This is a genomic window from Neobacillus sp. YX16, from assembly GCF_030123505.1.
Lineage (GTDB): Bacteria > Bacillota > Bacilli > Bacillales > Cytobacillaceae > Neobacillus.
The window spans coordinates 1,180,868-1,193,780 of the sequence record NZ_CP126115.1 but is presented as its reverse complement, the minus strand read 5'-3'; the positions used below and the strand labels follow the sequence as shown (position 1 = coordinate 1,193,780).

The window sequence follows — 12,913 nt, the reverse complement described above, 5'->3', positions numbered from 1 at the left end:
TTCGCTTCCGTTTGATTTCTCCATATTATAGCATTATTAACAAAGAAAAGCCGAATTCATTCGAATTCGGCCTATTTTCTGCCCAGTCTTTGGAAAAACGTCGTAATTTTATTCTTTTTCGGAAAATCATCCAGACTTTTAAATTTATAGCCTTTCTTTTTCAAATCCTTGATCACGGTTTCTAAGGCATCGGCGTTATCCTTGGAAACGGTGTGGAGCAGCAGGATACAACCGGGGTGAATTTGTTTCATAATGTTATCATATGAATATTGCCAGCCCCTTTGCGCGTTGGTATTCCAGTCCACAAACGCCAGCGACCAGAAGACATGCGTATAGCCTTCTTCCTTCGCAATTTGCATCGTTCTCTCACTAAAAACGCCCCGAGGCGGACGTAAATACTTCATCTTCTTTTGACCTGTTATTTCTTTTGTTTTGTCCTTAACTTTTCTAAGTTCTTCACGAATTCGCTCATCACTGATTTGTGTCATATTGGGGTGATGCCAGGAATGATTTCCAATGAGATGACCTTCATCCACCATCCGCTTTGTTAATTCAGGTTGCGATAATAAATAATGCCCCGTCACAAAAAAGGTTGCCGGCACTTTTTCCTTCTTTAATACATCTAAAACTTGGGCGGTATACCCTGCCTCGTACCCATTATCAAAGGTAAGATAAAGCGTCTTTGAGTCTGGGTCTCCTTTAAAAAAAGCACCGTATTTCTCAAGTATTTTTTCATACTCTGCACCAGCATCTGGCGGCTGTTCATCTACAGCTTTCTTAAAACCCCAATTGATTGGCTTATTTGGAGCGGACCCATATGTTACCTGTGGTACCAGTAACAGCAGCAAACTAAGGATGCACAATAATTTCTTCATCCATGTTCCCCCTATTTTGTTTTTTATAGTGTTTGCTTGTATTTGGGAAACATGTTTAGCATTTTAAGGAAAAAGAATTGGCTGGGTATTGCTATTTCATTTTTTAAAATTGGCTCAAAACCGATATCAGGTACTAGGCTGATTCTCCTCTACCATGGTTTTTCCAGGTTAACGGGAACCTGAGGACTCCTCTGATTCCCACGAACACCGTTTTTCCAAGTTAACGGGAACCTGAGGACTCGCCTGATTCCCACGAACACCGTTTTTCCAAGTTAACGGGAACCTGAGGACTCGCCTGATTCCCACGAACACCATTTTTCCAAGTTAAGGGGAACCTGAGGACTCGCCTGATTCCCGCTAACATGATTTTTCTGACATATCGGTAATCAGATAGCCTACCTAATTCCTGCAAACATGTTTTTTCTGGTTCAACGGTAACCATAACACTCTCATCCCACCAAAAAAACAGGCCCATGATGTGAGCCTGCCCGCCAATCTTTTAGTTAAAAACGCGATCCTTAAACTGTGCTAATTTTTCTAAAGAAGACTTATCTACATCTGCATGCAGGCTGTTTCCGTGTGAATCCATCGTTACAACGGCTGTGAAGCCCTCTACGCGAAGGTGCCACATCGCTTCAGGTATACCAAATTGCATCAAGTCAACACCTTCAACGCCCTTGATACAATCTGCATAATACTGAGCGGCGCCGCCGATAGCATTCAGGTACACGCCTCCGTGTTCCTTAAGAGCCGCCAACGTACGAGGTCCCATTCCGCCTTTTCCGATAACAGCACGGATACCAAACTTCTTCATAATGTCGCCTTGGTAAGGCTCCTCACGAATACTTGTAGTTGGGCCAGCCGCTTTAACATGCCAGACATCCTCTTTATCCTTCAACATAACGGGCCCGCAGTGGTAAATGACTTGTCCATTTAAATCGACTGGTGAATCATGATCTGACAGGTATTTATGAATCGCGTCACGGCCTGTATACATCATGCCGTTAATTTGAACAACATCGCCCACCTTTAATTCGCGAATGTGTTCTTCCGTGATAGGTGCTTGCAGCGTGATAACGTCATTAGCACGAGCGGCAGCTGTTTCTTTCTCAGCTTCTGTCTCTGTGAAATCGATGAAATCGCCTTCCTGGTACATCCACTCATTAATTTCTCCAGACACAGGATCTACACTTACGCCTAAGCGGCGGAATGCCCAACAGTTGTAAGCTACAGATACATAGAAGCTTGCTGGAATTCGATTCATAACCCCTACCTTACAGCCTAACAACGTTGCTTCTCCGCCAAAGCCCATCGTGCCGATCCCCAATTTATTCGCATTTTCTAGAACATACTCTTCTAACGCGCGTAATTCTTCGTTTGGATTCACATCATCTAAAGAGCGGAATAATTGTTCTTTTGCTAAATCATACCCTGAAGAACGGTCTCCGCCAATACCAACTCCAATGAAACCAGCACTGCAGCCTTGTCCTTGTGCCTGATAAACAGAGTGCATAACACATTTCCGAATACCATCAAGGTCACGTCCTGCCCGGCCAAGCCCTTCTAATTCACATGGAAGACTATATTGGATATTTTTATTTTCACATCCGCCGCCTTTTAAAATCAAACGAACATCGATATAATCTTTTTCCCATTGATCAAATTTAATAACCGGTAACCCAGCACCTAGGTTGTCCCCACTGTTTTCACCTGTTAGGGAATCAACAGAGTTAGGACGTAGTTTTCCTTCTTTGGTTGCGATTACAATTGCATTTTTAATCGCTTCTTTTAATTCTAATTGGTTCACACCCACTGGAGTTTTAATTTTAAATGTTGGTAATCCCGTATCTTGGCAAATAGGTGAGACTTGATCATCTGCCATTTTAATGTTATTGGTAATGGTAGCTAGGCTCATTGCTGCACTTGTGCCTGCGTTCTCCTTCTCCTTTGCCGCACTAACTGCACGGCGTACATCTTTTGGAAGCTTGGTAGAAGTTTCAACTACTAATTTGTACATACTCTCCTGAAATTTCTCGATATTCACCTAAAGTACCCCTTTCCCCTTGTCCGATTCGCAATCTATTTAAAAATTACAACTATTTGACGATATCATTATACTCCTATAAGCAAATGATTGAAAGATAAAGGTTTTCCCAAAAGAAAAGAGCCTGTAATTAAACAGACTCAGGTGTTTCCCGATGATTGAATTCCTTACATTTATTTTCTAATTCATCAATCATACTAATTAAGTTGTCGATATCATCAAGATCCGTATCCTCTGGATCGATAGCATCCAATACATCTAGGAACATGTTCAATCGCTGCTTTAAAAAACTAACTTGTGAATTTTTATCATGAGTCGGACTACCCAAAGTTGATTCTCCCCCTTCTATATCAATATCCTACACTTTCTGCAACTCTTTTTCAAAGTCTCTGTTAAACGTGGCTGTTGATTTGTGCTCCACTAAGGAAAGCTTCTTTGAATAATCACCGCAGTGACAGGCGGTTTCTGCCTGCCACGAGGCGCTTCGCTTTCCGCAGGCGGTTCGGGAAGCCTCCTCGGCGCTAAGAGATGAGCGGGGTCTCCCCTGTCCCGTCCTCCTGCAGGACATTGATTCACATCCTCGAAACTGCCCACGCACGAAGAAAATGCGATAGCATTTTCGAGGAGTCTCGCGCCTTCCGCACAAATCAACAGAGTGCCAAAATATATAATAAGTTTTAACATAGCCTTTTAAAAAAGAACCCCTACGACCTTTTGTAGGAGTTCTTTCTCCAAGATCATCTTGGTCTTTCTGATGCAGCAAAACCAAATGAAACATGATCCTGTACCGGAATCCATGCACCAATTCCTTGCGAGGTTACGTTTTTAATGACGATAATTTTTTTACTTCCCTTAAGCATTAAATAAACTTCACCATAGGTGACTTTGCCTTTTTCATTGACCGCAGGAGCATAGGCGAATAAGTATCCTAGCCGATTAACTGGGATATTGTAGACATGGTCGTTCTTCGTTCCTGCCCCGATAATCGTTTCAAAAGCTAGTGGAAGACGTGTTTTTTCCATAGCCTTTAACAGCATCATCTTTTTTACATCCTCTGCATTTGCGATTTTAGCGGTTAAACCGCCACGGATAATTTTTTGAGCCTCCTGTAGGTAATGAATCTGGTAAGGGACTTTGCCGCCGCGATTATCGTAGTAGTTTGTATTGATTTTTTGATACTCCCAGTTTGGAGAGGTTTCTGTTGACTCGTAATTTAATGGCCATTGACCTAGGTAGACGATTGCTCGATAACCGATTGCAAACGGTGTGCTGTTAATACTGGATTCATTGAGCATGCGGATTAAATCGGGATTTTCAATCTTAACCTTTGAAGAATCAATCAGCTTTTTGGTTAACTCACTAGGCTGTAAGGTTGGTAAGTCCTGTGTTGAATTGGGGTACGTATTTTCCTTCGTAATATTACGAACTGAAGCAGGAACTTGGTAATTTGCAGGTTCCTTTTTTGCATTTGCCTTTTCAGCAGAAGCAGTTGGAAGAAAAGCTAATAGTAAGAGCAGTGTTATTACGACAGGGATAAACTTTTTCACAAAGAAAAACTCCTTTCACAATATAGCAGTAATAAGTCTGCTCATAGTGTTTTCGGAGTTGAAAACTTTTATCCATTACAGCGAAATTTTTCATTATTTCCCCTGATAATTCCCTTCTATCAGTCTTTGCATTAATTTTTCAAAGTAAGGGAAACACAGCTGGACAAAGGGACCAATGGTAAAAGTGATAATGATTGTACCTATACCAATGGGTCCTTGAAGAATCAGTGCCGGGATTAAAGCAATAAGTTCTCCGACCGTCTTTCCCATCATTAAACTTACTCGAAAACGTTCACTAATGGCCATCATAAAACCATCAATCGGACTAGAAGGAAACTTTGCTTGTAAATATATAGCCGCACCAAGCCCTATGATGAAAATTCCAAGAATTAAGGTGACGAATTTTATCATTAATCCATAAACTGCAAATGACTCAAATACAAAAAACATCCATAAATCAACCAATGATCCAATTAAAATGATCGTTAATAGAGATAAAAGCTTCGGTCTACTTTGTATCAATAAAGAATTAATACATACTAACACTGCACCTTCGATGATAATCCAACTACCAATCGTCAGACCTATCCATTCAGTAAGAGCAACATTTAGTGCATCCCAAGCCCCAGCCCCAAGCTCTGCTTTAATCGTTAAACAAACTCCAAAGGTCATAATGGATAGCCCTGCAATAAAGAATAAAAAGCGATAGAATAATGCCATTTGTATCTCCTTAAAAAATAATAATCAGAACATTTACAAAATTCAAATTAACAGTTATAATATACTTAACCTTAAAGAAGGAGGGCAGTAATCAATCGACGACCCATTTACCATTAAGGAGGTTGGGATTCCACTCATATATGAAAATTCAACACTCGTGTTTTTCTATTATAAATTAAACATGAAGGTTGGTGATTGATGGGCCCACGTAAAAGCGATTGGTTTTACCTCACATTAGCATATGCATGAACATTATAGTACATGTCCAATATTTACCTTACATCGAAATGAAAAATTAATAAAAGACTCTGTGCCGACAGGCTCAGAGTCTTTTTCCGTGATTCTGCTTTATAGCAGGAAGAACCCAATGCCCATAATAAAATAGGCAGCAAGTAAGGTCAGTCCTTCAAACCAGTTTGATTCTCCGTCATTCGATATTACAACCATGAGCAGTACAGAGGTTACCATGGCAATTAATTCAGGCAATGTAAATACAAGTGGCATCGTTTCCGTAAAAAACAGTGAAATAAGAACAAGCACAGGTGCCACAAACATAGCAACTTGTAAGGTTGAACCAATCGCAATCTCAATAGCAATGTCCATTTTATTTTTAAATGCCATTACGATTGCAGATGCATGTTCAGCTGCATTCCCAACAATCGCAACGATAATCACCCCGATAAAGAGCTCCGTCCAGCCAAATGATTCTGCAACATATTCAAAGGTATGAACAAGGTTTTCGGAGATATACGCGACAGCTAACGTAGCAACCAATAAAACTCCGATTGCCTTTCCCTTACTCCATTCTGGAACTTCATCCTGATGAGACTCACTATGCTCACTTTGATAAACACCTCGGTGGGTAACCAATTTAAAGAATAATGCCGAGAGGTAAAGCAAAATAAGAATAACAGATATTCCGATACTTAAGGTTAATGTTTTTGACTCATTCATTTCCATTGAAAAAACTTCTGGTATTACAAATGCAACGATGACCGCAAACATGAGCAGTCCAGAATTATGGCGCGCATCATGGACATTAAATTTCTGCCTTTTAAATTTTAATCCTCCAATAAAAAAAGATAATCCAGCAACAAGGAGCAGGTTACCGAGGACAGAACCCGTTAAGGATGCGAGAACAACTCCAATCAATCCTTCCTTTAATGCAAAGATGGAAATAATCAATTCAACAGCATTTCCAAATGTAGCATTTAAGAGCCCGCCTACCCGTGGTCCGGCGACTATCGCCAAACTTTCGGTTGCTCTCCCCATATAGCTTGCCAGCGCGATAATTGAAATACAATATACAACAAAAAGAATCATAGTTGGCCAGTGCATGAGTGTCCCAATCACAGAAAGCGGGACGCCAATAAAAGTTAGCAGCATAAATATTTTTCCCACAGATACCCCTCCTAAAATCATAAAAATGAATAAGGATAAAAACGCAAAATTTGTATAAAAATCCCTACTGTTTGAGAGTACCCTATTTTTACTTCCATTAAAACCGCGAAGAATATTTTACTTGCAAATGCCTTATTTTCTCGTTACCATCGAATGGGTATCAATTATCAAACTAACGAGGGTCATATATGCATAACAAAAATAATTTTCGATTTTGGATTCTAGTAACCATTGTCGCCATTTCTGGTTTTTCACAAGGAATGCTACTTCCACTTATTGCCGTAATTTTTGAAAAAGGCGGGGTTTCTTCGTCTCTAAATGGATTAAATGCTACTGCGCTCTATATTGGAATTCTTCTTGTTTCACCTTTTATGGAAGCACCCCTGCGAAAATATGGGTATAAACCAACGATTATACTTGGCGGCGGGCTTGTAGTGCTTGCCCTTGCATTGTTTCCATTGTGGAAATCCTTTTGGTTTTGGTTTTTCTTGCGAGCCATCATCGGGATTGGGGACCATGCCTTACATTTTGCTACCCAAACCTGGATTACCTCTTCCTCTCCAACCGAAAAAAGAGGACGGAACATTTCTTTGTACGGCTTATTTTTTGGGATTGGTTTTGCAAGCGGGCCTTTGATGACACCGCTTGTAAATGTTAATGAGGCATTGCCATTTATCGTTTCCTCTATTTTGTGTTTAATCGGCTGGGTATTTGTATTTACATTAAAGAACGAGTTTCCAGAGCAGGAAGTAGAGATTAATTCTTTTTTTAACACCATCAAACGCTTTAGAAAAACGATGAAATACGGCTGGGTCGCTTTTCTTCCACCTTTCTGCTACGGTTTTTTAGAATCTTCACTAAACGGCAGCTTTCCGGTATATGCACTCAGAAGGGATATCGACGTAGCAAGTGTTTCATTGATTCTAACCGCCTTTGCCATAGGCAGTATTATCACGCAGCTGCCATTAGGAGTTCTTAGCGATTCATATGGAAGAAGAAATGTCTTAATGATTGTTCTCCTTCTCGGATTTCTAACTTTTACATCCGCGAGCATATTTGAACATTCCTTTATTGGACTTTTCATCTCCTTCCTCTTATCAGGAATGGTAGTAGGATCGACATTTTCACTTGGAATCAGTTATATGACGGATTTAGTTCCGAAGAATTTGTTAGCAACAGGGAATTTATTATGTGGTATATTCTTTAGCTTAGGAAGTTTGAGCGGACCCATTATTGGCGGATTATTTATTCAATTCTTCCAAAGAATAAGTTTCTTTTATATTATTAGTACCATGTTGTTAACCTTATCCATCATTATTTATGCTTTTGGTAAAAAAACTTATTCAATGGTTGAGCAGCATAACTCTTGAGACTATTTGGAGCACTTTAATTTAATTAACATAAAATGTATGATAAAATGAATTTAATAAAATAAATCTCGTGAAGTCTGCTGTCATCTCTCTGATGACAGCTTTCGTGTTTTTTAAGGGTAATGATTTTGATTATTTTTCTCAGTTAGATATAGGATCGGGGAGGGGAACTGAAAATGAGTACGGATGCTAAGAGTTTATCTAAGGTAATACCCAATGTAGGTATTATAGAAAAAATTAAACCACATGTAGAACTTATTGCTGCTGGACTAAGTGGTGTTTTCATTGCTGCGGGATGGATTACGGACAAAACGGGGGATCATGTTGCTTCCATTATCTTTTATTTATTGGCATTTGTCATTGGTGGCTTCGCCAAAGCCAAGGAAGGAATTGAAGCTACCTATGAAAACAAACAGCTAAACGTTGAAATGCTGATGATTTTTGCTGCGATTGGTTCTGCAATTATCGGTTATTGGACAGAAGGTGCCATTTTGATTTTTATATTTGCTGTTAGTGGTGCATTAGAAACCTATACCATGAACAAGAGTCACAAAGAGATTTCCTCGCTGATGAAGCTTCAGCCGGAAGAAGCTCTTCTAATTAATAATGGGATTGAAAGGCGTGTCCCCGTTTCCGAGCTAAAAGTTGGCGACCAGATTCTCGTAAAGCCTGGAGAAAGAATTCCTTCAGATGGCATTATAAAGAATGGGTATACGAACATTGATGAAGCTGCGATTACTGGGGAATCAATGCCTGTTTCAAAAGGCCTAGAAAAGGAAGTATTTGCGGGGACGGTAAATTTAACAGGAGCCATCACCGTCCAAACAACAAAAACAAGTAATGAAACACTCTTTCATAAAATAATTGAACTTGTGCAATCCGCTCAAAGTGAAAAATCTCCTTCACAGCTGTTTATTGAACGCTTTGAAGGAACCTATGTAAAAACCGTATTAGCTGCTGTTTTATTGATGATGTTCCTCCCCTATTTCCTACTTGATTGGAGCTGGAATGAGTCGTTTTACCGCGCAATGATACTCTTGGTGGTCGCATCTCCTTGTGCACTGGTAGCATCGATTATGCCTGCAACATTGTCTGCCATTTCAAATGGCGCAAAACGAGGTATTTTAGTTAAAGGCGGCGTGCATTTAGAGAACCTCAGCCACTTAGAAGCGATTGCTTTTGACAAAACTGGCACTCTTACAAAGGGAAAACCTGAAGTTACCGAAATAATTGTGAATGAAAACTTTGATAAGATGGAGCTTTTATGGAAGACAGCATCCATTGAAAATCAATCGAATCATCCTCTTGCACAGTCCATCGTCAAGTATGTGAAAGAAAATCTTGAACGTGACCTTGTTCATCCTGAAAACCTTGAAGATGTTCCGGGGTGGGGCGTTAAAGCGGAAATAAATGGTGAACAGTGGAAAATAGGCAAAGCTGATTTTGTTGGAAAAGAGGCGGCACTTTCATTCGCTGCCGGCAAAGCAGCTGACCTGGCAAGCCAAGGCAATACACTTGTATTTGTGCAGGTTAACGATTGTTTAGCTGCGATGATTGCGTTAAAAGATGTTGTGAGACAGGAAACAAAACTTGCAATCGACCATTTAAAGCAACAAGGTATTTTCACGGTCATGCTTACTGGTGATAGTGAGAAAACTGCCAAAGCAATTGCAGGGGAAAGTCATGTCGATCAGTTTTTTGCAGAATGTCTGCCTGAAGAAAAAGTGGAACAGCTCAAAAAATTAAAAGAAAAATACAAAACCATTGCAATGGTGGGAGATGGAATTAATGACGCTCCGGCATTGGCCATTGCAAATGTTGGAATTGCGATGGGTGAAGGGTCCGATGTTGCACTTGAAACAGCGGATGTCGTCTTAATGAAAAATGATTTACCAAAGATAGCAGAAGCCATTCATCTTTCACAACGGATGAATCGGATAATTAAACAAAATGTTATCTTCTCCATCACTGTGATCATGATCTTAATTTCTTCCAACTTTTTCCAATTACTGGATTTGCCATTTGGGGTAATTGGTCATGAAGGCAGTACTATTCTTGTCATTTTGAATAGTTTAAGACTATTAAAAAATTAATGAACCGGGCTATCAAGCCCGGTTCTATTTAATGATATCCGTTGCTGCCGTTAGCAGAACCAGATGTTTTATTTCCTTTACTGCCTTTACCCTTTTGCTTTGTTCCGCCATCTTTTTTTGTTTGTTTTGTCATGGTGAGCCCCCTATTTGTTTTCTGTTCCCCATCTATATTGTTTGCAATAAAAAATTTTTCATAAAGAAAAATTTTAACAGTTGGTTTTATTCTTCTCACTATAGAAAGCATTTATCTCGCCGCCGATAATGATAATAAACCCAGATATATATAACCAAATTAGTAAAACAATGATGGCTCCAATACTCCCATAGGTCAGTGAAAAGTTGTTAAACTTACTTACGTAGAAAGATAAAGCATATGACGAAAGAATCCAGCCTACGGTTGCAAAACCAGCTCCCGGAAAAGCACTTCTACAGCGTAATTTAACATTAGGAGCAATCCAATATAATCCAGTGAATATTAAAAATAGGATAATGCCACTGATGACTAATCTTAACATTTCCCATATACGGAGGAATTCCAGCTTAAAACCTAAATAGGAGAAAAGAAATATTCCAATTTCCCTTCCGAATATCGGAAGTAAAACGGCAACAATAAAAACAAAAATCATCCCGATGGTCAGCACGATGGCCATTGCTCTAGAAACAATAAACGAACGACTTTCTTTCACATTGTAGGCTTTGTTAAAAGCTCTTACCAGAGCGTGAATTCCATTAGATGCCGACCAAATGGTCCCAATTACACCGAATGAAAGTAAACTACCATTTCGATTATTCATGACATAATTTACATTCTTTTCAATTAACTCCATCGTCTGAGGAGGGGCAAAGTCTGCAATCCCCCCAAGTATATCGTGATGCTGAATGGGCAGATATGGCAATAATGTAAAAATGAAAATGAGGAGTGGAAAAAGTGAAAGAAGAAAGAAATAGGCAAGTTGCGCTGATAAACCTGGAATATCATCTTCTTCTATCCGATGCCAAAGCAACCTTAACAAAGATTTACGAACATTCACTGATTTCTCCATTTCTCACCTCTCCCTTCAACGGATCCAATTTATATTTGGTTACTTTTCTTTTGAGTCTTCTTCCACAACAACCTCTTTTAACAGCTCTTCTACGTCTGAATCCTCATGATTAGAAAAAGTACTCTTTGTCTCTTTAACAATTTCCTTTACTTGAGGAGTTAACTCTCGAAGTTCGTCCACTTTTCCGGTAATATAAGAAATGTCCTCGCTGACCTGCTCAATCGTGTTTCTAATTTTTTCAGCAGTCCCTTTAATATTTTCCGTTATTTCTCCAGGATGGCGAGCAATATAAGATACCTGCTCATACCCTTTTTTTACATTGACCTTCATATCTTGTCGTGTCTTTTTATCTAATAAACTTAGAGCTCCACCCACTATCGCTCCATAGAAAATGCCTTTTAAAAATAAATTTTTACCCATTTTTTTAACCTCTCCTTTCGGAATGTTTTTATCATTGTTTTCATCATTATGAAAAAAATACCAATATACTCCACTTTATATTTTGCTTTAAGCTTGCTGCCAAATGCAAGGATTGTCCATATATTTATACATTATTTTTATTACCCATCAATAGACGCAATAAAACATGTTTAGATTGACATCTGCCATTGATAATGAAAAGATAAAGTTACGAATGCTGAAAGGGTGACAGGATGAATCTATCAGAAAAAACAACAGAAAATGTAGAGTTTATGATTGAACAAATCAAGGAAAAATTAAAGGTATTAAATCTTGGAGCCATAAAACCTTCACACTTTGATGAAGAAATGTATGAGGAATTAAAAGAAATTTATGAAATGGTTATTAAAAAACCATCTTTTAGCCCAAATGAAATGCAAGCCTTGGTAGAAGAGCTAGGAAATCTACGAAAAAATAAGTAAACAGATCTCAAGGAGATCTGTTTTTTATTTATCCTGTTCAGTTAAAATAATCGGTCCATCCTTAGTGATGGCAATGGTATGTTCATATTGAGCAGAAAATTTACCATCAATGGTCCTAGCTGTCCAGCCATTTGTATCCATTTTGGTTTGATACATGCCGACATTGACCATTGGCTCGATTGTAAACACCATTCCTTCTTTAATCCTTGGTCCTTTTCCTGGCAGTCCGTAATGTGGTACATCCGGTTTCTCATGAATGACAGCCCCAATTCCATGGCCAATAAAATCACGAACAACTGAAAAACCTTCTCCTTCTACATACGTTTGAATCGCGTGTCCGATATCTCCGATTCTATTACCAGGGACAGCCGCTGCAATTCCTTTATAAAGTGCCTCCTTCGTAACATTTAATAAATGTTTAGTCTCCTTTGAAACCTTCCCAACAGCATAGGACCATGCAGAATCGGCTAGCCCTCCGTTATAATTAACAACCATATCGATGGTGACTATGTCCCCTTCATTTAATGGCTCTTTTCTAGGAAAGCCATGGCATATTTCGTCATTAATACTGGCACAGGTAGCATATTTATATCCCTTATAGCCCTTTTGCTGTGGGGTTGCCTTGTGTTTTTCAAGGAATTCATCTACAAACTGATCAATCTCCCAGGTTGTTACACCTGGTTTTATCATTTTTGCAATTTCTTTATGACAGGATGCAAGAATTTCTCCTGCTTTTTTCATCGCATCGATTTCCCGCTGTGATTTAAGAACAATCATCATCTTCCCAACCTTTTTTTATTATTTTTATGTATTTTTGCAGAATTGGAAACACTCTTTAATATTATCGTTAACAAACCATTATTTCAAAAAGTTTATGCTATTTTGAAATATTTTTGTGTAAATCAGCCGTTCTTAATATGGAACTTTTCCATCTTTTCT

Annotated in this window: 12 protein-coding genes; 3 read left to right on the top strand and 9 right to left on the bottom strand. The window is 39.0% G+C overall.

Annotation, left to right across the window (positions count from 1 at the left end):
• Positions 1-71: 71 nt before the first annotated feature.
• The 6 genes from pdaA to cax form a co-directional block, all read right to left on the bottom strand.
• Entirely contained in the window at positions 72-875 is an 804-nt protein-coding gene (pdaA, locus tag QNH48_RS05830) for a delta-lactam-biosynthetic de-N-acetylase (protein ID WP_283954159.1), read from the bottom strand.
• Between the two features lie 499 nt (positions 876-1,374).
• The gene (locus tag QNH48_RS05825; RefSeq protein WP_283954158.1) at positions 1,375-2,919 is read right to left on the bottom strand and encodes a fumarate hydratase; all 1,545 of its coding nucleotides are present in this window, start codon (positions 2,917-2,919) and stop codon (positions 1,375-1,377) included.
• Positions 2,920-3,049: 130 nt separating this feature from the next.
• Entirely contained in the window at positions 3,050-3,247 is a 198-nt protein-coding gene (locus QNH48_RS05820; protein ID WP_095249110.1) for an SE1561 family protein, read from the bottom strand.
• Positions 3,248-3,656: 409 nt separating this feature from the next.
• On the bottom strand, positions 3,657-4,466 hold the full coding sequence (locus QNH48_RS05815) for a YfkD famly protein (protein ID WP_095249109.1): 810 nt from the start codon (positions 4,464-4,466) through the stop codon (positions 3,657-3,659).
• A gap of 93 nt (positions 4,467-4,559) precedes the next feature.
• A complete protein-coding gene (locus QNH48_RS05810; RefSeq protein ID WP_283954157.1) occupies positions 4,560-5,186 on the bottom strand; it encodes a YczE/YyaS/YitT family protein in 627 nt (208 codons plus the stop codon).
• Between the two features lie 348 nt (positions 5,187-5,534).
• A complete protein-coding gene (gene cax, locus QNH48_RS05805) occupies positions 5,535-6,587 on the bottom strand; it encodes a calcium/proton exchanger (protein WP_283954156.1) in 1,053 nt (350 codons plus the stop codon).
• 188 nt (positions 6,588-6,775) lie between these two features.
• Between cax and QNH48_RS05800 the strand changes: the two genes are divergently transcribed.
• Positions 6,776-7,957: an MFS transporter gene (locus tag QNH48_RS05800; protein WP_283954155.1), complete on the top strand. Its 1,182-nt coding sequence runs from the start codon at positions 6,776-6,778 to the stop codon at positions 7,955-7,957.
• Between the two features lie 176 nt (positions 7,958-8,133).
• Complete coding sequence (locus QNH48_RS05795) at positions 8,134-10,050, top strand: heavy metal translocating P-type ATPase (protein WP_283954154.1); 1,917 nt, start codon at positions 8,134-8,136, stop codon at positions 10,048-10,050.
• A gap of 206 nt (positions 10,051-10,256) precedes the next feature.
• On the opposite strand, the gene QNH48_RS05790 is transcribed toward QNH48_RS05795, so the two are convergent.
• Positions 10,257-11,093 carry a YihY/virulence factor BrkB family protein gene (locus QNH48_RS05790; RefSeq protein ID WP_283954153.1) on the bottom strand — a complete coding sequence of 279 codons (837 nt, stop codon included), beginning with the start codon at positions 11,091-11,093 and terminating at the stop codon, positions 10,257-10,259.
• Positions 11,094-11,132: 39 nt separating this feature from the next.
• Positions 11,133-11,513 carry a YtxH domain-containing protein gene (locus tag QNH48_RS05785; RefSeq protein ID WP_283954152.1) on the bottom strand — a complete coding sequence of 127 codons (381 nt, stop codon included), beginning with the start codon at positions 11,511-11,513 and terminating at the stop codon, positions 11,133-11,135.
• A gap of 233 nt (positions 11,514-11,746) precedes the next feature.
• On the opposite strand from QNH48_RS05785, the gene QNH48_RS05780 reads away from it, so the two are divergent.
• Positions 11,747-11,974, top strand: a complete 228-nt coding sequence (locus QNH48_RS05780; protein ID WP_045524415.1) for a DUF1128 domain-containing protein — start codon at positions 11,747-11,749, stop codon at positions 11,972-11,974.
• 24 nt (positions 11,975-11,998) lie between these two features.
• Here QNH48_RS05780 and map read toward each other — a convergent pair whose 3' ends face one another.
• Positions 11,999-12,751 carry a type I methionyl aminopeptidase gene (gene map, locus QNH48_RS05775; RefSeq protein ID WP_283955695.1) on the bottom strand — a complete coding sequence of 251 codons (753 nt, stop codon included), beginning with the start codon at positions 12,749-12,751 and terminating at the stop codon, positions 11,999-12,001.
• Between the last annotated feature and the right edge of the window lie 162 nt (positions 12,752-12,913).